Origin of the sequence: Antarcticirhabdus aurantiaca (genome assembly GCF_009765365.1) — a bacterium.
In the GTDB taxonomy this organism is placed as follows: Bacteria; Pseudomonadota; Alphaproteobacteria; order Rhizobiales; family Rhizobiaceae; genus Antarcticirhabdus; species Antarcticirhabdus aurantiaca.
Genome location: NZ_VTOM01000004.1, coordinates 93299 through 114437, shown reverse-complemented (window position 1 = coordinate 114437; position 21139 = coordinate 93299). Strand labels below are relative to the sequence as shown.

General features: G+C 72.2%; 22 protein-coding genes. 10 read left to right on the top strand and 12 right to left on the bottom strand.

Translation table 11 applies throughout. The features are described from left to right. Positions 1–58: 58 nt before the first annotated feature. Genes FZN60_RS05990 through FZN60_RS05970 form a run of 5 tightly spaced genes read right to left on the bottom strand, consistent with a single transcriptional unit; the run spans position 59 to position 3976 of the window. Complete coding sequence (locus FZN60_RS05990; RefSeq protein WP_158872127.1) at positions 59–1330, bottom strand: ABC transporter substrate-binding protein; 1272 nt, start codon at positions 1328–1330, stop codon at positions 59–61. Positions 1331–1366: 36 nt separating this feature from the next. After that, a complete protein-coding gene (locus tag FZN60_RS05985; RefSeq protein WP_158872125.1) occupies positions 1367–1792 on the bottom strand; it encodes a hypothetical protein in 426 nt (141 codons plus the stop codon). A 5-nt stretch (positions 1793–1797) separates the two neighbouring features. Continuing rightward, the gene (locus FZN60_RS05980) at positions 1798–2847 is read right to left on the bottom strand and encodes an aldo/keto reductase (protein WP_158872123.1); all 1050 of its coding nucleotides are present in this window, start codon (positions 2845–2847) and stop codon (positions 1798–1800) included. 11 nt (positions 2848–2858) lie between these two features. Continuing rightward, positions 2859–3224 (bottom strand): TIGR04076 family protein, encoded by a 366-nt coding sequence (locus FZN60_RS05975; RefSeq protein ID WP_158872121.1) that lies wholly within the window; start codon positions 3222–3224, stop codon positions 2859–2861. Further along, positions 3221–3976 (bottom strand): GntR family transcriptional regulator, encoded by a 756-nt coding sequence (locus tag FZN60_RS05970; RefSeq protein WP_158872119.1) that lies wholly within the window; start codon positions 3974–3976, stop codon positions 3221–3223. The genes FZN60_RS05975 and FZN60_RS05970 overlap by 4 nt, the downstream gene beginning before the upstream one ends. Before the next feature lie 107 nt (positions 3977–4083). On the opposite strand from FZN60_RS05970, the gene FZN60_RS05965 reads away from it, so the two are divergent. From FZN60_RS05965 to FZN60_RS05950, 4 genes are read left to right on the top strand one after another with little or no spacing between them, the layout of a single operon-like run. Beyond that, entirely contained in the window at positions 4084–4890 is an 807-nt protein-coding gene (locus FZN60_RS05965) for an ABC transporter ATP-binding protein (protein WP_158872117.1), read from the top strand. Continuing rightward, positions 4887–5654, top strand: coding sequence for an ABC transporter ATP-binding protein (locus FZN60_RS05960; RefSeq protein WP_246726615.1), 768 nt, complete (start codon positions 4887–4889; stop codon positions 5652–5654). The genes FZN60_RS05965 and FZN60_RS05960 overlap by 4 nt, the downstream gene beginning before the upstream one ends. Continuing rightward, positions 5651–6559, top strand: coding sequence for a branched-chain amino acid ABC transporter permease (locus tag FZN60_RS05955; protein ID WP_158872114.1), 909 nt, complete (start codon positions 5651–5653; stop codon positions 6557–6559). Before FZN60_RS05960 ends, FZN60_RS05955 begins: the two co-directional genes overlap by 4 nt. Continuing rightward, on the top strand, positions 6556–7533 hold the full coding sequence (locus FZN60_RS05950) for a branched-chain amino acid ABC transporter permease (protein ID WP_158872112.1): 978 nt from the start codon (positions 6556–6558) through the stop codon (positions 7531–7533). Before FZN60_RS05955 ends, FZN60_RS05950 begins: the two co-directional genes overlap by 4 nt. Here the strand turns inward: FZN60_RS05950 and FZN60_RS05945 are convergent. Further along, positions 7530–8003, bottom strand: coding sequence for an Lrp/AsnC family transcriptional regulator (locus tag FZN60_RS05945; protein ID WP_158872110.1), 474 nt, complete (start codon positions 8001–8003; stop codon positions 7530–7532). The genes FZN60_RS05950 and FZN60_RS05945 overlap by 4 nt on opposite strands. Before the next feature lie 146 nt (positions 8004–8149). Between FZN60_RS05945 and FZN60_RS05940 the strand changes: the two genes are divergently transcribed. Then, positions 8150–8911 carry a tryptophan 2,3-dioxygenase family protein gene (locus tag FZN60_RS05940; protein WP_158872108.1) on the top strand — a complete coding sequence of 254 codons (762 nt, stop codon included), beginning with the start codon at positions 8150–8152 and terminating at the stop codon, positions 8909–8911. Positions 8912–8957: 46 nt separating this feature from the next. Here FZN60_RS05940 and ssuD read toward each other — a convergent pair whose 3' ends face one another. Beyond that, positions 8958–10154, bottom strand: coding sequence for an FMNH2-dependent alkanesulfonate monooxygenase (gene ssuD, locus FZN60_RS05935; protein ID WP_158872106.1), 1197 nt, complete (start codon positions 10152–10154; stop codon positions 8958–8960). 168 nt (positions 10155–10322) lie between these two features. Between ssuD and FZN60_RS05930 the strand changes: the two genes are divergently transcribed. The 5 genes from FZN60_RS05930 (at position 10323) to FZN60_RS05910 (ending at position 15184) form a co-directional block, all read left to right on the top strand. Continuing rightward, positions 10323–11288, top strand: a complete 966-nt coding sequence (locus FZN60_RS05930) for a sulfonate ABC transporter substrate-binding protein (RefSeq protein ID WP_158872104.1) — start codon at positions 10323–10325, stop codon at positions 11286–11288. After that, positions 11285–12115: an ABC transporter permease subunit gene (locus tag FZN60_RS05925; RefSeq protein ID WP_158872102.1), complete on the top strand. Its 831-nt coding sequence runs from the start codon at positions 11285–11287 to the stop codon at positions 12113–12115. The genes FZN60_RS05930 and FZN60_RS05925 overlap by 4 nt, the downstream gene beginning before the upstream one ends. Beyond that, a complete protein-coding gene (locus FZN60_RS05920; protein WP_158872100.1) occupies positions 12112–12858 on the top strand; it encodes an ABC transporter ATP-binding protein in 747 nt (248 codons plus the stop codon). The genes FZN60_RS05925 and FZN60_RS05920 overlap by 4 nt, the downstream gene beginning before the upstream one ends. A gap of 36 nt (positions 12859–12894) precedes the next feature. After that, a complete protein-coding gene (gene epsC / locus FZN60_RS05915; RefSeq protein ID WP_158872098.1) occupies positions 12895–13734 on the top strand; it encodes a serine O-acetyltransferase EpsC in 840 nt (279 codons plus the stop codon). 109 nt (positions 13735–13843) lie between these two features. Further along, positions 13844–15184: an LLM class flavin-dependent oxidoreductase gene (locus FZN60_RS05910; protein ID WP_158872096.1), complete on the top strand. Its 1341-nt coding sequence runs from the start codon at positions 13844–13846 to the stop codon at positions 15182–15184. A gap of 14 nt (positions 15185–15198) precedes the next feature. On the opposite strand, the gene FZN60_RS05905 is transcribed toward FZN60_RS05910, so the two are convergent. The 5 genes from FZN60_RS05905 to hisD form a co-directional block, all read right to left on the bottom strand. Continuing rightward, complete coding sequence (locus tag FZN60_RS05905; RefSeq protein WP_158872094.1) at positions 15199–16671, bottom strand: FAD/NAD(P)-binding protein; 1473 nt, start codon at positions 16669–16671, stop codon at positions 15199–15201. Positions 16672–16830: 159 nt separating this feature from the next. Beyond that, positions 16831–18048: an alpha-hydroxy acid oxidase gene (locus FZN60_RS05900; protein ID WP_158872092.1), complete on the bottom strand. Its 1218-nt coding sequence runs from the start codon at positions 18046–18048 to the stop codon at positions 16831–16833. Further along, positions 18045–18776, bottom strand: coding sequence for a histidine utilization transcriptional repressor HutC (hutC, locus tag FZN60_RS05895; protein WP_158872090.1), 732 nt, complete (start codon positions 18774–18776; stop codon positions 18045–18047). The genes FZN60_RS05900 and hutC overlap by 4 nt, the downstream gene beginning before the upstream one ends. Continuing rightward, the gene (locus tag FZN60_RS05890; protein ID WP_158872088.1) at positions 18773–19783 is read right to left on the bottom strand and encodes a zinc-dependent alcohol dehydrogenase; all 1011 of its coding nucleotides are present in this window, start codon (positions 19781–19783) and stop codon (positions 18773–18775) included. Before FZN60_RS05890 ends, hutC begins: the two co-directional genes overlap by 4 nt. Next, the gene (gene hisD, locus FZN60_RS05885) at positions 19780–21132 is read right to left on the bottom strand and encodes a histidinol dehydrogenase (RefSeq protein WP_158872086.1); all 1353 of its coding nucleotides are present in this window, start codon (positions 21130–21132) and stop codon (positions 19780–19782) included. Before hisD ends, FZN60_RS05890 begins: the two co-directional genes overlap by 4 nt. Between the last annotated feature and the right edge of the window lie 7 nt (positions 21133–21139).

Below are 21139 nucleotides of genomic sequence, written 5' to 3'. Positions count from 1 at the left end.
GTCGGCGTTCTTTTCGGAATGGCAGTGGCCGGGGAGGGCGGGCTGCGGCCGCCTGCCCTCAGTTCCCGCCGCTCTTGATCTTGGCGACGTCCTCCGCCGACATCTCGCCGACGGTGGTCACCTCGCCGTTCTGGATGCGCCAGAGGCGGAAGGGGCCGGTGATGTCGCCGTTCGCGTCGAACTCGACCGGGCCGATGACGCCCTCGTAGCGGATCGGCTTGCCTTCGGCGATCAGGCCGAGCGCGCGTCTGAACTCCTCCGGGCCGGCATAGATCGGCTCGCCGGCGGGGTCGACGACCTGCCGCATGGCGTCCTTGATGGCGGCGGCCTCGGGCTTGCCGGCCTTGGCGATGGCGAGGCCGACGATGGCGCCCGCGTCGTAGGAGCGGTCGGCGGCTGGAGCCGCGGGATCGATGCCGCCGGAGAATTCCTTGTAGTTGCCGTTGAAGTACTCGGTCGACTTGGTGGGGCTGGTGCCGGACGAGGTGCCGTAGGCGTTGTCGAGGTAGCGCGCGCCGACGGCCTGGACGAAGTCGGCCGAGTTCATGCCGTCGTTGAGGAGAAAGGTCGGCGCGCCGCCCTGGCTGATCCAGGCGCGCGCGATGGTCGCGCCGTCGACGGGATAGCTGATGAGGTAGAGCCCTTCCGGGTCGCCCTCCATGGCGGCGGTGGCTTCCGAGGTGTAGCTCGCCTGCTTCTCGTTGTAGGGCGTCACCGAGGTGATCGTGCCGCCGAGCGCCTTGTAGGCGGTCTCGAACTCGCGGACCATGTTGACGCCGAAGTCGTTGTTGACGTGGACGACGGCGAGCTTGGTCATGCCCTGGTCGATCGCGTACTTCGCCGCCGCCGTGCCCTGGAGGGCGTCGGAGGTGATGGTGCGGAAGAAGACGCCGTTCGTCTTGCCCTCCTGCGCCAGATTGGTGAGCGTCGGCGAGGAGGAGGCGGGCGAGACCTGGACGACGCCGGCCGGGGCCGTCACCGAGGTCAGGATCGGGATCGAGACGGAGGAGATGATGCCGCCGATCAGCACCGGGACTTTCCGGATGTTGACGAGCTGCGTCGCCTGGTCGACGGCGACGTTGCCCTGGCTCTGGCTGTCGCGCGTGTCGGTGGCGAGCGTGCAGCCGGCAGCGCCGCCGGCCTCGTTGATGTCGCGGAAGGCCATCTCGACGGACTTGGCGCCGGCCTGGCCGTAGGCGCCGGCGGGGCCGGTCAGCTCCATCACCACGCCGACCGTGATCGTGCAGGGGCTCGTCTGCGCCGCAGCGGGCAGGACGGCCGAGGACAGGAGAAGCGCCGTCAGCGCCGCGCCGGAGAGAAGGTGCTTCATGGCATGCGTCTCCTTGAGGATTGGCGGCCGGCGCATTCAGGCGCCGCCGGTCTGGATGGTGGTTTCCTGGACGTGCCGCCAGCGGGGTGCTCCCCCGCTTGGCGGCGCGACGAAGAGGGCGGTGGAGCGGCGGCGATGCCGCTCGGGGGCGGCGAGGGAGCCCTGGACCTCGACGTAGCCCGCGAGAACCGCGTCGCCGGCGTCCCAAAGGACGGCGAGGTCCTCGACGGCGATCGAGACCGGGTCGGCCGCGCGCGAGCCGCGCCGGGCGCTGAGCGAGGCGGCGAGCGCTTCGAAGCCCGCTTCCCGGCCCGCCGGATCGATGCGGCGGAAGGCGGGGTCGAAGCGCTCGAGGCTGACGCTCAACGCGTCCTCGTCCCCGAGCCCGTTGAACCAGCGCTCGAAGAAGGCGTGGCGCTCCGCGATCTCGGCGAGGACGAGGGAAGCGAGGGCGCCGGCCATCCCGGTCAGGCCGCCGTCTTGTTGAGGCCGTACTTCATGATCGAGCCGTGGCGCCCGGTGCGGTCGCGCTCCAGCTCGTAGACGTCGCCCGGCACGGGGTTCGCGTCCGCGAGCACGGCGTCGATCGCCGCCGCATCCTCCGCGGTGAAGAGCATGTCCGAGATCGCGAGGTTGGCCGGCAGGTGCGCGCGGTTGCGGGCGCCGACGATCACGGCCGATACGCCTGGCCGCTCCAGGACCGCGCGGCTCGCGACGGTGGCGATGTCGGTGCCGCGCCGGTCGGCGATTCCGCGAAGGGCCGAGAGCAGCGCCTGGAACAGCTCCCAGCCGCCGACCTCGTCGATGATCAGCTTGTATTTCGTGAGCGAGCGGTTCTCCAGCGGCTCGCGCGGCTCGGGCACGCCCAGCCACTTGTCAGACAGGAAGCCGCCGGCGACCGTGCCGTAGCACAGGATCGCCATGCCGCTCGACGCGGCCTCGGCGAGGAGCTTTCTCTCCGGCCGGCGGTCGAGCAGCGAATACTGGACCTGCATGGAGAAGAGCGGCAGGCCGGCCGCGCGCAGTTCGGCGGCGCGGGGCGTGTCGAAGTTGGTGCCGCCGACATGGGCGATCTTGCCGGCGCGGCGCAGCTCGTCGAGCCAGCCCGCCACCTCGACGTAGCGCGGCACGGCATAGTCCCACCAGTGGAACTGCACGAGGTCGAGCCGCTCGGTGCGCAGGCGCTTCAGCGAGGTGTCGATCGCGGCCTCGACATCGACGCGGGTGATCGTGCCCAGCGCGTCGAGGTCGGGCACGAACTTGGTGTGGACGCGGATGGCATCGGCGGCCTGCGCGCCCCGCTCCGCAAGGGTGCGCTCGCGGAACAGGCCGATGATCTCCTCGACGCCGGTGTAGATGTCGGCGCAGTCGAAGGTGGTGATGCCGGCATCCGCGAAGGCGAAGAGGTCGGCGACCGCGGCCTCGCGGTCCACCGCGCCGTGGCCGCCGGCGAGCTGCCAGTTGCCGCGGATGACGCGCGAGATGCGGTAGCCGGGGGCGAGATCGGCGGTCTGCATGGGGCCTATCCTCAAGTCTCGGGCGAGTCGCAGCGGGCGGGCAGGGGCACCGCCGTCGTCTCGGCATGGCTGAACGTCCGGGCGCGAAGCCGCGTGATGCGAAGGCGCGTCGCGCAGTTCGGGTCGGGGCAGGCGACCTCGGCGTCGGAGGTCATCCAGTCGTTCGCGTGGGTCCGCCGCTGCTTGGCGGCCAGCAGCGGCAGGACCGCGGCGAGCGAGTAGATCGAGAAGCCCTGGCCCTCGGGCAGGTGCAACATCTCGCCGCGCAGCTCGAAATGGTCGCCGGGCTCGGCGCCGCAGTAGACGGGGCCGTCCTCCGGCACCACGACCTCGACCCGAAGGTCGAAGAGCTCGAAACGGTCGTCGGTCCGGCTCACGGGCGGCTCTCCTCGGGAAAGGGCAGGCGCTCGCGCAGGAGGTCGAAGGCGCGGTTGATATCCGCGCCGACGGCCCGGCGGGCGGCGTCCGGGTCGGCGCGCTCCAGCGCCTCGACGATCTGCCAATGATGGTGCGTGGCGCTGAGGCCGTCGTCGCCGTCGTAGATCTCGGCGGCCGCCCGGATGAACGGGCCGGACTGCAGCCACAGGCTCTCGATGATCGGCAGGAGGACGCTCGACCCCGCCGTCCGGTAGATCGCGAAGTGGAAGGCGTGGTTGTAGGCGGCGCGGTCCGAATGGCTGCCGACCTTGGCCATCAGCCGGTCGTAGGCCTCGGTGATCCGCTTCAGCTCGTCGAGCGCGGCCCGGTCGATGCGGGCGCTGGCGATCGCCGCCGCCTCGCCCTCGACGAGGGCGCGGGCATGGGCGACCTCGTCGAGCCGCAGGCGGGTGAGGAGCGGCACGCGGATCGAGCGGTTCGGCAGGGCTTCCAGCGCCCGCTCCGAGACGAGCCGCCCCAGCGCCTCGCGCACCGGCATGGTGCTGACCTCCAGGCGCTGGGCGACGTCCTGGATGCGCAGCACCTCGCCGGCGTCGAAGGTGCCCTCGATCAGCGAGCGCCGCAGCGCCTCGTAGACGCGGTCGAAGACGGTTTCGCGGGCGATGCGCGGCAAGATGGCGAGCGGCGAGGCGACGAGGGCGGGCGCCGCCTCCAGGTCCTCCGTCTTCGCATCTGCACACTGCGTGGGCAAATTCGCACCTGCTCAATTATTCGCTTGTCTTCCGAAGATTAGGCACATAGCCTCGCCGCTGTAAAGTTTGATCACAAATCAAACATCACGAATTCCGGGACGCCGCGATGTCCGCTTCCGCCCCTTCCCCCTTGCCCGTGCCGCCGGGCGTGCCCGCCCTCGCGGTGGAGGATGTCGGCCGCTCCTTCGGCGGCGTCGTCGCGGTGGACGGGGTCGGCTTCACGCTTCGCGCCGGCGAGATCCTCGGCGTCATCGGGCCGAACGGCGCGGGCAAGTCGACGCTGTTCGGCCTCGTCGCCGGAAGCCTCGCGCCCGATCGCGGCACGATCCGCATCGAGGGCGTGGCGGTCGAGCGCGAGGGCGCGCACAAGCGCGTCGGCCGGGGCTTGGCGCGCACCTTCCAGATCCCGAAGCCCTTTCCCGAGATGAGCGTCCTCGACAACGTCGTCACCGCGGCGACGGGCCAGAGCGGCGAGCGCGTGCTCGCGAGCCTCCTCGCTCCCGGCCGCGTGCGGCGCGAGGAGGAGGCCGCGCGCGAGAAGGCCTACGCCCTCGTGCGCTTCCTCGCGCTCGACCACCTCGCCGACCGGCCGGCCAAGGTCCTCTCCGGCGGCCAGCGCAAGCTCCTGGAGCTCGCCCGCGCGCTGATGGCCGAGCCGCGCGTCCTTCTCCTCGACGAGCCGGCGGCGGGGGTGAACCCGGCGCTTCTCGACTTCATCATCGAGCGCATCGCCGAGATCAACGCGCGCGGCATCGCCGTCCTCCTGATCGAGCACAACATGGACATGATCCGCCGGCTCTGCCCGAGCGTCCTCGTCATGGCTTCGGGCCGGCCGCTGGCCTCCGGCACGCCCGACGCCGTGATGTCGGACCCGCGCGTCGTCGAGGCCTATCTCGGCGGGAGCGTCCATTGAGCGTTTCGCAGCGTCCATCGAGCGCGACGCCACCCATCCTGGAGGTGCGCGGCCTCGTCGCCGGCTATGAGGAAAGCCTGCCGATCGTGCGCGGGATCGACCTCGACGTTTCGCCCGGCGAGATCGTCGCGGTGCTCGGACCCAACGGCGCGGGCAAGTCGACCTTCGTGAAGGCCGTCGCCGGGGTCGTGCCGACCTTCGGGGGGCGCGTCTCGCTTCGCGGGCGCGACGTCACGGCCCGGCCCGCGCACCTGCGCGTCAGCGACGGCCTCGCCTTCGTGCCGCAAACGGAGAACATCTTCGCCTCGCTCACGATTCTCGAAAACCTGCGCCTGTGCGCCGGCATCCTGCCGGCCGCCCTGCGCCAGCCGCGCATCGACGCCGCCTTCGCCATGTTCCCCGATCTCGGAAGCCGCCCGAACCTCGTCGCGGGCGCCCTGTCGGGCGGGCAGCGGCAGATGCTGGCGACGGCGCGCGCGCTCATCGTCGACCCCGCCGTCCTGATCCTCGACGAGCCCTCGGCCGGCCTCTCGCCCAAGCTCGTCCACGACGTCTTCGAGACGCTGGAGCGGGTGCGGGAGACGGGCGTGGCGATCCTTCTCGTCGAGCAGAACGTGCGCGCCGCCTTGTCCATCGCCGACCGCGGCGTGGTGCTCGCCGAAGGGCGGCTGCGCCACGCCGCGCCCGCCGCGGAGCTGCGCGCCGACCCGAACCTCGGCGCCCTGTTCCTCGGCAGCTACGACCACGCGGAGGCGACCCCATGAACCCGCAATTCGTCGTCGACGGCCTCGTCGCGGGGGCCATGATCGGCCTCGGTGCGATCGGGGTGACGCTGACCTATTCGATCCTGCGTTTCGCCAACTTCGCCCACGGCGAGTTCATCACCGCCGGCGCCTACGCGGCCCTCGCGCTGTCCGGCCTTCTCGGTGCCTTCGTCGGCTCGGTGCCGGTCGGCGACTTCTCCTTCGGCTGGAACGTCCTTCTCGCCGTGCCCCTCGCGATCCTCGTCACCGGCGGGCTCGCCATCCTTCTCGACGCGATCCTGTTCGGCGTCCTTCGCGCCAAGGCCTCGGCGGTGATCATTCTCGTCATCGCCAGCTTCGGCGCCTCCATGGCGCTGCGCAGCCTCCTCGAATTCGTCTTCACCTCGCAGCCCGCCTACTTCACCAACGAGCTGCAGATCGCGGTCCGCTTCGGCTGGGGCCTTCGCGCGACGCCGGACCAGCTGTTGATGCTGGCCGCCACCTTGGTGCTCATCCTCGCCGTCCACCTCCTAATGACGAAGACGCAGGTCGGTCGGCGGATGCGGGCGGTGTCGGAGAACCCGGCCCTCGCCCGCCTCTCCGGCATCGACGTGCGCGGCGTCGTGCGCACCGCCTGGTTCCTCGGCGGCGGCTTGGCCGCGGCCGCCGGCATCATGGCCGGGCTCCTCGTCCAGATCCGCCCCTATATGGGCTTCGACCTCCTTTTGCCGCTCTTCGCCGCCGCGATCCTCGGGGGCATCGGCTCGGTGCCGGGCGCCGTGCTGGGCGGGATCGTGGTCGGGCTCTGCGAAGCGCTCGCCGTCCAGACGGTCGGCGCGGAATGGCGCGCCGCGGTCGCCTTCCTGATCCTCACCCTCGTCCTCCTCCTTCGCCCGCAGGGGCTTCTCGGGCGGGCCCGCTCATGATCGAAATCCTCGGCTACGCCGCCTTCTTCCTGACCATCGCTCTGAGCTACGCGGTGATCGCTCTCGGCCTCAACGTCCAGTGGGGCCAGACCGGCCTCTTCAACGTCGGCGTCGCCGGCTTCGTGGGCATCGGCGCCTATGCCTCGGCGATCCTCACCGCCCCGGACGCGGCGGACCGCATCGGCGGCTTCGCCCTGCCGATCCCCCTCGGCTGGGTGGCCGCCTTCGCGGCTGCCGCGCTCGCCTCGCTGGCGCTGGGCTGGCTGACGATCCGCCTGCGGGCCGACTACCTCGCCATCGCCACCTTCGGCTTCGCCGTGACCGTGCAGCTCGCGGCGCTGAACCTCGAGCCGCTGACCGGCGGCCCCTTCGGCCTCGGCTTCATTCCGCGGCCCTTCAACGGCTTCGCCGGAGACCCGCTGGTCTTCGGTCTTCTCAACCTCGCCCTCGTCGCCCTCGTCCTCGCCTTCGTCTGGTGGGTGCTGGAGCGGCTCGTGCGCTCGCCCTGGGGCCGCGTCCTGAAGGCCGTGCGCGAGGACGAGGAAGCGGCGCGCGCGCTCGGCAAGCCGGTGACGCGCTTCCGCCTCCAGGCCTTCGCCATCGGCGGCGGCATCATGGGGCTCGGCGGCGCGCTGCAGGCCCACTTCATCGGCTTCATCGCGCCGGAGAACTATCTGCCGACGCTGACCTTCCAGGTCTGGACGATGCTGGTCGTCGGCGGCGCCGGCAACAATCTCGGCGCCGTGGTCGGGTCGGTCGTGGTCTGGGGCCTCTGGTCGGGCTCGTCTTTCCTGATCGGCGCCGCCGTCGATCCCGCCGATCAGGCCCGTGCCGCCGCCCTCCAGATCGTCCTCATCGGCGTCGCGCTCTGCCTGATCCTGGTGCTTCGCCCCAAGGGCCTGCTCGCCGAGGTGCTGACGCATCACCGCCGCCCGGCGGGCGCCCAGGCGCAGGACCGCCCGGCGACGCGCTAAGCCGCCGGCAGCCCCGCCGCGCGGGCGGCGGCCGCCAGCTTGTGGCTCGCCTTGATCTCGCGCGTCGCGACGAAGGTGCGGGTGCGCTGGACGCCGGGCATGCGCGCCAGCTCCTCGCGAAGCGTGCGGTCGAGGCCCGCGATGTCCTTGGCGACGAGATGGACGAGGTAGTCGCCGTCGCCGGTCGTCGCGTGGCAGCGCCGCACGAAGGGGTGGCGCATCACCGCCGCCTCGAAGGCCGGCGCTTCCTCCGGCTTCAGGATGATCTGCACGAAGGCCTCGACGCCGAGGCCGAGGGCGGCGGGCGAGAGCGCCGCGTGGTAGCCGGTGAGGACACCCGCCTCCTCCAGCGCCTTCACCCGCTTCCAGCAGGGCGTCTTGCTCATGTTGAGGCCGGCGGCGAGGTCCGCGAAGGACAGTCGCGCATCCGCCTCCAGAGCCTCGGCGATCTCCAGGTCGATCCGATCCATTCGTTCTCCGAAATCATGGAATTCCTCGCCGAACGTTCTCACAAAACGGCGCTCGGGGAAATCGAGGGAACAATGTTCGGGCGGTTTCGTGAGACGCTCCGCGTCACAGCCAGATACAACCCGACGAACGAACGGGAGCCGCCTCCATGGACCGCGCCGCCTACCACGCCCTCATCGAGACGCCGAAGATGCTCGACTACGGCGTCTACCTCGATGTCGGGACGCTGCTGTCCTGTCAGAAGCCTCTGGCGGAGATGGTGAACGGCGACGAGCTGCAGTTCCAGATCGTCCATCAGGTCGAGGAGCTCTGGATGAAGCTCATCGCCTATACGCTGGTCGACGTGATGGACTTCATGCGTGCGGGCGACACGCACCGCGTCGTCACGCTGATGGGCCGCGTCCACCGCACCATGCGGCTGCTGACGGCGCAGCTCGAACTCCTGGAGACCATGTCGCCGCGCGAGTACCAGGAGGTGAGGAAGCAGCTCGGCAACGGCTCGGGCCAGGAATCGCCCGGCTTCCAGGTGCTCCTGCGCATGCCCTTCGATCTCTGGGAGGCTTATCGCGCCACCTATCTCGACGGGCGTAACAAGACCGTGGAACAGGTCTACGACAGCGCCTATGCCCACGACGATTCATACGTCGTGGCCGAGGCGCTGGTGGAATATGACGAGCTGTTCCAGAAGTTCCGGGCGCACCACGTCTACCTCATCCACCGCTCCATCGGGCTCGGCTCGAAGTCGCTGAAGGGCCGGCCGGTGGACATCCTCCAGGCCGGCGCCCGCCACCGCTTCTTTCCCGAGCTCTGGGACGTGCGCTGCGACATGACGGATGCCTGGGGCGCCAGCTACGGCGTGGTGCGCGACTCGATCTCCAAGCCGGGCGAGGAGGCCAAGGCCGCGGAGTAGGCGCCCCGGCGGCGGCGCGATCCCGCGCCGCCGCCGGGACCGAGGCTCAGGACGCGCTGGCCAGCCGGGCCGGGGCGCTCGGGCGCTCGGAGCCGGCGATGGTCTCGCCGAAGGGGCCGGTGTTCACCGTCGCGTCGCGCGAGGGGATCGGGTGGTCGAGCGGCAGGCGCGGCAGGACGAGCGCGCCGAAGCGATAGGCTTCTTCCAGGTGCGGGTAGCCCGACAGGATGAAGGTGTCGATGCCGAGCGAGCGGTACTCGTCGATGCGCGCCGCGACCGTGTCCGGATCGCCGACGAGCGCCGTGCCCGCGCCGCCCCGCACCAAGCCGACGCCGGCCCAAAGGTTCGGGCTGATCTCGAGCTTCGAGCGGTCGCCGCCGTGCAGCGCGCTCATCCGGCTCTGCCCGACCGAGTCCATGCGCGCGAAGACGGCCTGCGCCTTCTGGATGGTCTCGTCGTCGAGGCGCGAGATCAGGCTGTCGGCCGCGGCCCAGGCCTCCGCCTCGCTCTCGCGCACGATGACGTGGAGGCGGATGCCGAAGGAGACCTCGCGGCCGGCCTTCGCCGCGGCCTCGCGCACCACGGCGACCTTCTCGGCGACCTGCGCCGGCGGCTCGCCCCAGGTGAGGTACTTGTCCACCGTCTCGGCCGCGACCCTGATGCCGGCCTCCGACGATCCGCCGAAGTAGAGCGGCGGGTGCGGCGCCTGGAGCGGCGGGAACAGGAGCCGCCCGTCCTCGATGCGGATGTGCTCGCCCTGGTAGTTCACCGTCTCGCCGGCGAGCAGCGCCTTGTAGACGCGCAGGAACTCGTCGGTGACGGCGTAGCGCTCGGAATGGCTCAGGAAGATGCCGTCGCCGGCGTTCTCGGCCGGGTCGCCCCCGGTGACGACGTTGATCAGGAGCCGGCCGTTCGAGAAGCGGTCGAGCGTCGCGGTCATGCGCGCCGCGAGCGTCGGCGACTGGAGGCCGGGCCGCACCGCCACGAGGAAGCGGAGGTTCTTCGTCAGCGGGGTCAGCGCCGAGGCGGTGACCCAGGAATCCTCGCAGGAGCGCCCGGTGGGCAGGAGCGCGCCGTAATAGCCGAGCTGGTCGGCGGCCTGCGCGACCTGGGCGAGATAGGGCAGATCCACCGCCCGGCCGCCCTCGACCGTCCCGAGATAGCGGCTGTCGCCGTGGGTCGGCAGAAACCAGAGCACCTTGATCCGCTCGGGCGCGGCGGGGTGAAGGGCGGCGTCGACCATCGATGAGGCTCCCTGCGATCGTGTCGCGCGAAGCCTAGCGGCGCGTCGGGCGTGTCGCGAGGAAAAACCATCTACTTATGTCATGGATTTTGTGGGTTTGTGCTTCGGCGCACGCCGCGCCTCCGGCTAGCATTCCCCGCGACGCCGCCGAGTCCCGGAGCCCGCCCCATGCGCATCACCCGCCGCCTCTTCACCGCCGCGCTCGCCGGCGCGATGACGCTGACCACCGTTCCGCTCCTCGCCGGCTGGAGCCCGGCCGAGGCGCAGGAGAAGGTGCTGCGCATCGGCTACCAGAAATACGGAACGCTGGTCCTCCTGAAGGGCAAGGGCACGCTGGAGGAGAAGCTCTCGCCGCTCGGCTGGAGCGTCGAGTGGACCGAGTTTCCCGGCGGGCCGCAGCTCCTGGAGGCGTTGAACGTCGGGGCGATCGACTTCGGCTCGACGGGCGAGGCCCCGCCGATCTTCGCCCAGGCCGCGGGCGCGCCGCTCGTCTACGTCGCGCACGAGCCGCCCGCCCCGCGCGGCGAGGCGATCCTCGTTCCCAAGGGCAGCCCGATCCAATCGGTCGCCGACCTCAAGGGCAAGACCGTCGTCCTCAACAAGGGGTCGAACGTCCATTACCTCCTGGTCAAGGCGCTGGAGGAGGCGGGCGTCGCCTATGGCGACGTCACCGTGTCTTTCCTGCCGCCGGCCGACGGGCGCGCGGCCTTCGAGCAGGGCTCGGCCGACGCCTGGGCGATCTGGGACCCGTTCCAGGCCGCCGCGGAGGTCGCGACCGAGGCGCGCACCTTGCGCAACGGCGAAGGGATCGTCTCGAACCACCAGTTCTATCTCGGCGCCAAGCCCTTCGTGGACGCCAACGGCGAGGCGGTCGACGCGCTGATCGCGGCGATCGGCGAGGTCGACGAATGGACCAAGGCGAACCCGGCCGAGGCCGCGGCCGAGCTCGCGCCCTCCGTCGGCATTCCCGCCGACGTCCTGACGATCGCGCTGGAGCGCCAGTCCTACGGCGTGAAGCCGCTCGACGACGCGGTCGTCGCCGAGCAGCAGCGCATCGCCGACACCTTCCACGCCCTCGGCCTCATCCCCGCGCCGATCAGCATCGCCGAGGCCGTGCGCGGGGCCGGCTCGTGAGCGTCGAGGCCCTGGCCGAGGCCCCCCGGGCGCGGCGGCCCGATGTCGCCTGGCTCGGGCGCGCCCTCGCGCCCTGGGCGCTGCCGATCGCCCTTCTGATCGCCTGGGAGGTCGCGGCGCGCGCCGGGCTGGCCAATCCTCGCCTCCTGCCGGCGCCTTCGGCGGTCGCGCTCGCCGGCTGGCGTACCCTTCTCGACGGCACGCTCGCCGCCAACGCCCTCGCCTCCGGCCAGCGGGCGCTGGTCGGCCTCGTGATCGGCGGCGGCCTCGGCTTCGTTCTCGGGCTCGCCACGGGTCTCTGGCGCCCGGTCGAGACGCTTCTCGACTCCACCGTCCAGATGGTGCGCAACGTGCCGCACCTCGCCCTCATCCCGCTGGTGATCCTCTGGTTCGGCATCGGCGAGAGCGCGAAGATCTTCCTCGTCGTCCTCGGCGTGTTCTTTCCGGTCTACATCAACACCTTCCACGGGGTGCGCACCGTCGACCGGCAGCTCGTCGAGATGGCCGAGGTCTACGGCCTCGACCGGCGCGCCCGCCTCTGGCGCATCGTGCTTCCCGGCGCGATGCCCTCGATCCTGGTCGGCCTGCGCTACGCCCTCGGCCTGATGTGGCTGACCCTCATCGTCGCCGAGACCATCTCGGCCTCGTCCGGCCTCGGCTACATGACCATGAACGCCCGCGAGTTCTTCCAGACCGACGTCGTGATCCTCGGCATCCTCGTCTACGCGCTGCTCGGCAAGCTCGCGGACGCGGCGACGCGCGCCGTCGAGCGCCGGGCGCTCGCCTGGCATCCGGCCTGGCAGCCGAGCGGGGAGGACAGCCGATGAGCGCGCTTCTCGAAACCCGCGAGGGCGAGGCGACGGGCGGCCTGTCGGTCGCGTTGTCCGGCGTGTCGAAGAGCTTCGGCGAGACGTCGGTGCTGCGCGGCTTCGACCTGAAGGTGCGGCCGGGCGAGTTCCTGGCGGTGGTCGGGCGCTCGGGCGGCGGCAAGTCGACGCTCCTGCGCCTCGTCGCCGGCCTCGATCGGCCGAGCGGCGGGCGGGTCGAGATCGGCGGCCGGCCGGTCGCCGGCCTGAACCCGGCCGTGCGTCTCCTGTTCCAGGAAGCGCGGCTCGTGCCCTGGCAGAGCGTCGTCCAGAACGTCGGCATCGCGCGCGGCCCCGGCTGGCGCGAGGCGGCGGAGCGGGCGCTCGCCGATGTCGGGCTCGACGGGCGCGGCGGCGAATGGCCCTCCGTCCTGTCGGGCGGCCAGAAGCAGCGCGTCGCGCTCGCCCGCGCCCTCGTCAGCCGACCCGGCATCCTCCTTCTCGACGAGCCCTTCGGCGCGCTCGACGCGCTGACGCGCATCGAGATGCACCGCCTCCTCGACGGCATCTGGCGGGCGCGCGGCTTCACCACGATCCTGATCACCCACGACGTCGCGGAGGCCGTGGCGCTGGCCGACCGGGTGATCGTCCTGCGGGAAGGGCGCATCGCGCTCGACGTCGAGGTCGAGCTGGAGCGCCCGCGGGCGGAGCTTGCCGATCCGCGCGCGGCCGAGCTTCAGAAGCGCATCCTCGCGGCGGTTTGAGGCGCGACGCGCCGAGCGGACACGAAAGGCTCTGGGATGCCGAACGGGCAGATCGCGATCCGAAGCGAGGACGAGGCGAAGCGGCCGACCGACATCCTGTGGCCGCGGCTGCGGCGCGAAGCCGAGGAGATGCGCGAGGCGGAGCCGGCGCTCGCTCGCCTCGCCTCCTCCGCGGTGCTCGGCCAGGCCTCGATCGAGGCCGCGATGATCCATCGCCTGGCCTCGCGGCTCGGCGGGGACCTGTCGCCCGGCCTTCTCGCCCAGCTCTTCGCCCAGGCGATGGAGCGCGACGGGGCGCTCCGCCGCGCCTGGCGGCTCGACCTCGCCGCGGTTCTCGACCGCGACCCCGCCGCGGCGGCGGTCGCCGAGCCGATCCTCCACTTCAAGGGCTTCCAGGGGCTCCAGGCCCACCGCTTCGCCCACCGCTTCTGGCGCGAGGGCCGGCGCGACCTCGCCCTGTTTCTTGCCGACCGCGCCTCGGAAGTGCTGCAGGTCGACATCCACCCGGCCGCGCGGCTCGGCGCCGGCGTCTTCATCGACCACGCGACCGGCGTCGTGATCGGCGAGACCGCGGAGGTCGGGGACAATGTTTCGATCCTCCAGGGCGTCCTTCTCGGCGCGAACGGCGCGCTCCGGGACGCAAACGGCCGGCGCCATCCGCGGATCGGGCGCGGCGTCATGATCGGCGCCGGCGCCAAGATTCTCGGCCCCGTCGAGGTCGGGCGCTGCTCGCGCATCGGCGCGGGCTCCGTGGTCACCGGGCCCGTCGCCGCCAACACCACTGTCGCCGGCAGCCCCGCCCGCTTCCTCGGCCATTCCGGCTGCGCCGAGCCGGCCCGGGCGATGGACCAGATGGTGTTCGACGTCGGCCTTTGAGGGGGCCGGGAGCCGAACCGGCGAGGCCGGCGTTGAAGGACCGGCCCGTCGAGGCGCAGGGCGCGCTCGGCGCCGGCCGGACGGGATGCAGGACGAGGATGCTGGCCGCATGACCAACCGCAGACGCATGCTGAAGCTCGGCGCCTTCATGCGCCCGGTGAGCATCCATGCCGGCGCCTGGCGCTATCCCGGCGCCTGGCGCGACGCCAACTTCTCCTTCCCGCGCCTGTCCTATCTTGCCAGGAAGCTCGAGGCGGGACGCTTCGACGCCTTCTTCATGGCCGACCACCTCGCCGTCCTCAACATGGGCACGGAGGCGCTCCGGCGCAGCCATACGGTCACCTCGTTCGAGCCCTTCACCCTCCTCTCGGCGCTCGCGAGCGTCACCAGCCGCATCGGGCTCGTGGCGACGGGATCGACGAGCTTCGACGAGCCCTTCCACGTCGCGCGGCGCTTCGCCTCGCTCGACCACCTCAGCGAGGGGCGCGCCGGCTGGAACATCGTCACCACCTCCAACCCCGACGCCGCCCGCAACTTCGGCCTCGACGAGCACCTGGATCACGCCGAGCGCTACCGCCGGGCGCACGAATTCTTCGACGTCGTGACGGGCTTGTGGGACTCCTTCGCCGACGACGCCTTCCCGCGCGACGCGGCGAGCGGCACCTATCTCGACCCGTCGCGCATGCACGTCCTCGACCACCAGGGCGAGTTCTTCCGCGTGCGCGGGCCGCTCAACATCGCCCGGCCTGTCCAGGGCTGGCCGGTGATCGTCCAGGCCGGCGCCTCCGAGCCCGGCCGCCAGCTCGCCGCCGAAACCGCCGAGGTAGTCTTCGCCGCGCCCGGCGGGCTGGCCGACGGACAGGCGTTCTACGCCGACGTGAAGGGGCGCATGGCGCGGATCGGGCGCGATCCCGAGCACCTGAAGATCCTGCCCGGCGCCTTCGTGGTGGTGGGGGACAGCGAGGAGGAGGCGCGCGAGAAGCGGGCGCGTCTCGACGCCCTCGTCCACTACGACAACGCCATCGACTCCTTGTCGATCGCCCTCGGCCACGATGCGCGACGCTTCGATCCGGACGCGCCCCTGCCGGACATCCCGGACACCAACGCCTCGAAGAGCGGGCAGGCGCGGGCGCTCGCCATCGCTAGGGCGGAGAACCTGACGGTGCGCCAACTCGCCCAGCGCTTCGCCGGCTATGCCGGCCTCTCCTTCGTCGGCACGCCGGCGACGATCGCCGACGCCATGGAGGAATGGCTGGAAACCGGCGGCTCCGACGGCTTCAACGTCATGTTCCCCTATCTGCCGGGCGGGCTCGACGACTTCGTCGACAAGGTGGTGCCCGAGCTCCAGCGCCGCGGCCTGCTGCGCCGGGACTACGAGGGCACGACGCTGCGCGAGAACCTCGGCCTGCCCCGCCCCGCCAACCGCTTCTTCGCCGACGGAGCGCCTTGACCGGCTGACCGGTCCTACAGGGCGTCCGCGGCCGAAGCTCGGGCCGGCTCGGCGATGGGCGCGATTGCGGGGTCGGCGAGCGAGGCGAGGATCTCCGCCGCCACGGCCTCGGCGTGGCGCGACACTTCCGGCAGGCCCATCAGCTCGCCGAAGGTGCCGCGGGCCAGGGGGCCGGCGACGAAGAGGTCGGGCACCGGCGCGTTCGCGGCGTCGATCGCGCGGCTGCAAAGGCTCGTCGCGATGCCGAGCCCGTAAGGGTCCGGGCCGATGAAGCCGGCCGCCGCCAGGCTGCGCAGCGCCGGATTGCGGGCGAGCGCTTCGCCGTGGGCGGGGCCCGTCGTGTTGATCACCGCGTCGAAGGTCGCGGCCTCCTCCAGCGCCCGCCCGCGCGGCCGCCACGTGATGGCGATCCGGCCGCCCGGCGCCGGCGCGGCCGACAGGACGCGGCCGGCCTCCTGGCGAAGCGTGCCGTTCGCGACGCGCCCGTCGAGAACCGCCTCGACCTGGGGCGCGATGCGGAAGCGGTGGACGTCCCAGAACGGGCGCAGGCGCGAAACCAGCCGCGCCCGCTCGGCCGGCGGCAGGGCCGCCCAGATGGCGGAGCCCTGGTTGCGCAGCGCGTCGAAGACGGGGTGCCAGGACAGGCCCTCGGCGCGCGCGTTTGCCAGGGCCGTGCGGATCGAGGCGAGAAGGGCGGGCACGTCGCGCGCGGGCTCGCTCGAGAAGTCGCCGAAGGGCTCGGCCGGCCGGGGCGCGTGGCCGCGCGAGCGAAGGCCCCGGCGCGACAGCATGGTGATGGGCCCGCGATGACCGGCCGCGTCGAGGCTCGCCACCATGTCGGCCGCGGTCAGGCCCGAGCCGAGGATGAGCACCGAGGCGTTTCGGCCGATCCGCTCCAGCGCGCCGGCGGCATAGGGGTTGCCGACGAGCGCGTCGGAATCGTGGAGGGCGCCGAGCGCCCGCGGCAGGGCCGGCAGGGGATGGGTCGCGGCGAGGACGAGGCGCCCGGCCTCCACGGCCTCGCCGCTCGACGGCTCGATCCGCCATCCCGCGCGGTCGTCGAGCCGGCGGATCCGGCAGGCCAGCGCCTCGACGTGGCGCACCAGGCCGGTCCGCCGGAAGGGGGCGAGATGCTCGGCCACGTAGCGGCCGAAGACGGCGCGGCGCGGATAGGCGTCGCCGTTCGGCCGCAGCGCCTGCGCGTCGGAGCGAAGCGCCCCGGTGCGGGCCAGCCAGCGGACGAAGTGGTCGGGCTCGTCCGGCACGAGGCTCATCCGCGCGGCCGGCACGTTGATGCGGTGGCTGGGATCGGCGGTGGAATAGGCGAGGCCGCCGCCCAGCACCGGACGCGGCTCGATCACCACGCTCGGCTGCCCGGCGCGGGCAAGGTGGAACGCCACGGCTGCACCGGCGAAGCCGCCGCCGACGATCGCGACGATGTCGGCCGGGGCGATGCCCGACTTCTTCATGACGGCCATCTGGTTCATGCGGCCTCCCGTCCGTTCAGGAGGCCAGATTAATGCGACGGGATCGATGCCGCGAGCAAAATATGTCTATCAGGACAATAGATTTTGCGGAACCCGCGCGCCTCCGCGCCGATCCCGCGAAATGCTGGCGGCGTCGAGGATCCCTCGGCTCCAACCCGTCTAGACGGGGGACGGGGCGCTCCCGCGGCCTCCGGTCGGGGCGAGCCGATCCGTGAAGCCCGGTTCGTCCAGAGCCGTCAAGGCGTCGCGGCCGAGCCGCTTCAGCGCGTCGACCGACGACAGGCCCATCAGGGCGAGCGTGACGTCGATCTCCTCGGCCAGAAGCGCGATGACGCGCGCTGCGCCCGCCTCGCCGCCCGCCGCGACGCCCCAGGCATAGGCGCGGCCGAGAAGGACGCCGGACGCGCCGAGCGCGAGCGCCTTGACGACGTCCGTGCCGCGTCGCACGCCGCCGTCGAGGAGAACTTCCAGGCCCTCGGCCGCCCGGACGATGCCCGGCAGGGCGCTGATCGTGGAGCGCGCGCCGTCGAGCTGGCGACCGCCATGGTTGGATACGACGATGGCGTCGACCCCGGCCGCCTTCGCCCGCACGGCGTCCTGCGGGTGGAGGATGCCCTTGATGGTCATGCGCCCACGCCAGCGCTCGCGCAGCCAGTCGACGTCAGCCCAGGACAGGGTCGGGTCGATGAGGCGCGACAGGGTGGCGGCCTGCGCGAGGATGTTCGCGCCGAACTCCGCCCGGCCGCGCACCGCGCCGACGCCGGGCCGGCCGGCCCGCATCACGTCGAACGCCCAGGCCGGCCGCATGGCGAAGCCGAGGCCCATCCGCGGCCCGATCCGCACCGCGGCCCGGAAGCCGTTGCGCGCGTCGCGCTCGCGGATGCCGGTGACGGCCGTGTCGACCGTAAGGTGCAGCGTCTCGACCCCCGCGCGCTCGGCGGCCGCGAGGAACTCCGTCGCGAGGCCCCGGTCCTTCAGGACGTAGAGCTGGAAGTGCAGCGGCCCGTCGCAGCCGGCGCGCCGCAGATCGTCCAGCGAGGCGATCGAGAAGTTCGAGAGGCAGGCTGGGATGCCGGCCGCGTGCGCGGCGCGCGCGGCGAGAATCTCGCCCCGGCCGGCGAAGAGGCCGAGAAAGCCGACCGGGCCCAGCATGAAGGGCAGGCGCTGGCGCTGGCCGAGGTATTCGCTCGACAGGTCGCGCGGTGCAAGGCCGGCGAGGACGCGCTGGTGCAGCCTGAGGCGCGCGAAGTCGCCGGTGTTGGCTTCGAGCGTCGTCTCGGCCGAGGACCCGCCGTCGATGTAGTCGAAGAAGATCTTCGGCAGCCGGCGGCGCGCGATGCGGCGCGCGTCCTCCACGTTGGCGAAGTGCGCGGTCATGGGCTGCCCGTCGGCTTGTAGCGGCTGCCGAGCGAGTGGCGGCTGCCGGCGTAAACGAGGCGGTTCACGGTGGCGACCAGGAGCCCGGTCCAGGTCCGCCGGTGGAGGAGGAGGCACGGCTCGCCCGGCTCGAGATGGAGATGGCGGGCCATCGCCTCGTCGGCCGCGATGGCCGAGACAACGTGCTCGATCTCGGTCAGCGCCGTCACGCCCTGGAGGTAGTCGAGGGTCGAGATGCGGGTGAAGTCCTGCCGGTCGTAGTCCGGCGCGAGGTCCGGATTGACGAAGCGCTCCTCGAACTGGACGGGCACGTCGTCCTCGTAATGGACGATCCGCGAGTGGAAGACGTCTCGCGCCGCCTCGAACTCGAAGGAGGCGAGAACCGCGGCGGGGGGCGCGACGCGCTCCAGCGCGAGGACGTCGGCGCGGTGAGGGCGGCCTCGCGCGCCGATCTCGGCCGGGATGTTGGCGACCTCCACGAGGGCCGAGCGCGCCGGGGGCGCGGCGACGAAGGTGCCGACGCCGGCCACGCGCTTCAGGACGCCCTCGCGCGTCAGCTCGGTCAGAGCGCGGTTGACCGTCATGCGCGACACGCCGAGCGACTGGACGAGGTCGTTCTCGGAGGGCAGGCGCTGGTCGCGCGACCAGCGGCCGTCCGCGATGTGGCCGACGATGTAGGTTTTGACCCGCTCGTAGAGCGGCGAGGCCGCCTCGGGCAGCGCGCTCATGGAGCCCCGCCGTTCGGCCGGACGATCGTCTTCAGGTTCGTCGCTTCGCCGCGGACGAGCCGCGCATAGGTGTCCGGCAGGTCGTCGAGGGCGACCTCCGCCTCGACGAAGCGTTTGAGGGCCGGGGCCAGCTCCGGCAGGAGCCGCGCGGCCTCGTGCAGCTCGTCCGCGAAGGCGTGGCAGCCGAGAAGCGCGATCTCGGCCTCCACCAGCCGGTTCGGATCGAGGTCGAGCCGCTCGTGGAAGATGCCGACGAGGGCGATGCGCCCGCCGCCGCCGAGAAGGCCGAGCAGCGCGGACAGGACGGGAACCTGCCCCGTCGCCTCGACGGCGAAGCGCGGGGCCGCAGCGCTCAAGAGCGGATCGTCGAGGCTCGCCGGCCGGCCGCCCGCCACCTCGGCGACGGTGCGAAGGCGCGCCGCGTTGCGGTCGGCGAGAAGGACCGGGCCGTCGTGGCGCCGCGCCAGGAGAAGCGCGGCAAGGCCCCCGATCGGGCCGCAGCCGGCGATGAGCACCGCCTCGCCCGGCGGCGGGGCGAGGCGCGAGACGGCGTGGAGGGCGACGGCGAGCGGCTCCAGCATGGCGGCGACGAGCGGGTCGAGCGCGGGATCGAGCTTCACGAGGAGGCGCGCGGGCAGCACCACCTCTTCCGCGAAACCGCCGTCGCAGACCTCGCCGACGAAGCCGAGCCCGGCGCAGAGATGCCGGCGCCCGGCGCGGCAGGCCGGGCACGTCCCGCACCAAACGCGCGAGTCGGCGCCCGCGAGATCGCCGGGCGCGAAGCCCTCGACACCGGATCCGACCTCCAGGACGCGGCCGGCGAGCTCGTGCCCGGGAACGGCGATCCGCGGGCCCAGCCACTGGCCGGTCCGCCAGTTGTGAAGGTCCGAGCCGCAGATCCCCGCGGCCTCCACGCGAAGCCGCACCTCGCCGGGGCCGGGCGGCGGCGGGGACGGCAGCGTTTCGACGCGCAGGTCCCGGACGGCGTGGAGCCGCGCGGCCTTCATCGGCGGGGCCGCCCGAGGATCTCGTCGCGCACCTCGGATACGGCGTTCTCGTGCGAGGAGAAGCCCTCGTAGCGGGCCAGCCGGCGGGCATGGAGCGCGAGCTCGGGATAGCCGGTCGAGGTGACGTAGCCGATCGAGGAGCGCTTCAGGAAGTCGGTGACCGACAGGGGGCCGTAGGTCCGCGCCCAGCGGCTCGTCGGTAGGACGGCGTTGGGTCCGAGCACGAAGTTGCCGAGCGTCACCGGCGTGTGCGGCCCCATCAGGATCTCGGCGGCTTCGGTGATCCGGCCGAGATGGCGGAACGGCTCGGTCGAGAGGATTTCCAGGTGCTCGGGCGCGTAGTCGTTGATGAAGCGGTAGCTGTCCTCCAGCGACGCCGTCAGGACGATGCCACCATAGGCGCCCGTCAGCACCGCGCGGGAAAAGGCGGTGCGCTGCTCGGTCATGCGGGCCCAGTGTTCGGGCAGCGCCGCCATGGCTTCTTGCGCGACGCGGCGGTCGTGGGTCACGAGATAGGCCGAGGAGTCCGGCCCGTGCTCGGCCTCGATCAGGAGGTCGAGCGCCGCAAGCGCCCCGTCGACGGTCTCGTCCGCGAAGATCACGGCCTCGGACGGCCCCGCGGGCAGGCCCGTGTCGAGAACGCCGGACAGGAGGCTCTTCGCCGCGACGACGAAGGGCGAGCCGGGGCCGACGATCTTGATCTTGGGGCCGATCGTCTCGGTGCCGTAGGCCGCGGCGGCGACCGCCTGCGCCCCGCCGACCTTGTAGACCGTCTCGACGCCGGCGAGGCGGGCGGCGACCAGCGTCGCTGCGTCCACCGAGCCGTCGGCGGTCGGGGGCGTGAGGATGCACAGGTCCGGCACGCCCGCGACCACGGCCGGGACGCTCGTCATCATCGTGACCGAGGGGAAGGCGCCCTTGCCGCGCGGCACGTAGAGGGCGGCGGAGCCGATCGGCGTCCAGCGGTCGCCCGCGAAGACGCCGGGCCGCATCTCCTTGAACCACATGGGCTCGGGCTTCTGTTCCTCGTGGAAGCGGCGGATGTTGTCGATCCCGAAGCGGATGGCGTCCACCACCTCCGGCTCGACGGTGGCGAAGGCGGCGTCGAACTCCGCCTCGCTCGCCCGGAGGCCGCCCGCCGGAACGCTCGCCCCGTCGAAGTCGCGCGCGAAGCGCAGGAGCGCCGCGTCGCCCTCCGTGCGCACCGCCTCGATGATCGGCCGGACCGTCTCGACGAAGCTCGAAAGATCGGTCTCGGAGCGGCGCAGGAGGCGGGCGCGGGCCGCATCGTCGAGCGCGGCGAGGTCGTGGAAGGAGCAGGGAGCCGAGGAGAGAGAGGTCGAGGACATGGGGCGC

What these genes read in the sequence shown, in the direction of transcription:
- FZN60_RS05990 (WP_158872127.1), bottom strand. Translation starts at nt 1,330, where the DNA reads ATGAAGCACCTTCTCTCCGGCGCGGCGCTGACGGCGCTTCTCCTGTCC.
- FZN60_RS05985 (WP_158872125.1), bottom strand. Translation starts at nt 1,792, where the DNA reads ATGGCCGGCGCCCTCGCTTCCCTCGTCCTCGCCGAGATCGCGGAGCGC.
- FZN60_RS05980 (WP_158872123.1), bottom strand. Translation starts at nt 2,847, where the DNA reads ATGCAGACCGCCGATCTCGCCCCCGGCTACCGCATCTCGCGCGTCATC.
- FZN60_RS05965 (WP_158872117.1), top strand. Translation starts at nt 4,084, where the DNA reads ATGTCCGCTTCCGCCCCTTCCCCCTTGCCCGTGCCGCCGGGCGTGCCC.
- FZN60_RS05955 (WP_158872114.1), top strand. Translation starts at nt 5,651, where the DNA reads ATGAACCCGCAATTCGTCGTCGACGGCCTCGTCGCGGGGGCCATGATC.
- FZN60_RS05950 (WP_158872112.1), top strand. Translation starts at nt 6,556, where the DNA reads ATGATCGAAATCCTCGGCTACGCCGCCTTCTTCCTGACCATCGCTCTG.
- FZN60_RS05945 (WP_158872110.1), bottom strand. Translation starts at nt 8,003, where the DNA reads ATGGATCGGATCGACCTGGAGATCGCCGAGGCTCTGGAGGCGGATGCG.
- FZN60_RS05940 (WP_158872108.1), top strand. Translation starts at nt 8,150, where the DNA reads ATGGACCGCGCCGCCTACCACGCCCTCATCGAGACGCCGAAGATGCTC.
- ssuD (WP_158872106.1), bottom strand. Translation starts at nt 10,154, where the DNA reads ATGGTCGACGCCGCCCTTCACCCCGCCGCGCCCGAGCGGATCAAGGTG.
- FZN60_RS05930 (WP_158872104.1), top strand. Translation starts at nt 10,323, where the DNA reads ATGCGCATCACCCGCCGCCTCTTCACCGCCGCGCTCGCCGGCGCGATG.
- FZN60_RS05920 (WP_158872100.1), top strand. Translation starts at nt 12,112, where the DNA reads ATGAGCGCGCTTCTCGAAACCCGCGAGGGCGAGGCGACGGGCGGCCTG.
- epsC (WP_158872098.1), top strand. Translation starts at nt 12,895, where the DNA reads ATGCCGAACGGGCAGATCGCGATCCGAAGCGAGGACGAGGCGAAGCGG.
- FZN60_RS05910 (WP_158872096.1), top strand. Translation starts at nt 13,844, where the DNA reads ATGACCAACCGCAGACGCATGCTGAAGCTCGGCGCCTTCATGCGCCCG.
- FZN60_RS05905 (WP_158872094.1), bottom strand. Translation starts at nt 16,671, where the DNA reads ATGAACCAGATGGCCGTCATGAAGAAGTCGGGCATCGCCCCGGCCGAC.
- FZN60_RS05900 (WP_158872092.1), bottom strand. Translation starts at nt 18,048, where the DNA reads ATGACCGCGCACTTCGCCAACGTGGAGGACGCGCGCCGCATCGCGCGC.
- hutC (WP_158872090.1), bottom strand. Translation starts at nt 18,776, where the DNA reads ATGAGCGCGCTGCCCGAGGCGGCCTCGCCGCTCTACGAGCGGGTCAAA.
- FZN60_RS05890 (WP_158872088.1), bottom strand. Translation starts at nt 19,783, where the DNA reads ATGAAGGCCGCGCGGCTCCACGCCGTCCGGGACCTGCGCGTCGAAACG.
- hisD (WP_158872086.1), bottom strand. Translation starts at nt 21,132, where the DNA reads ATGTCCTCGACCTCTCTCTCCTCGGCTCCCTGCTCCTTCCACGACCTC.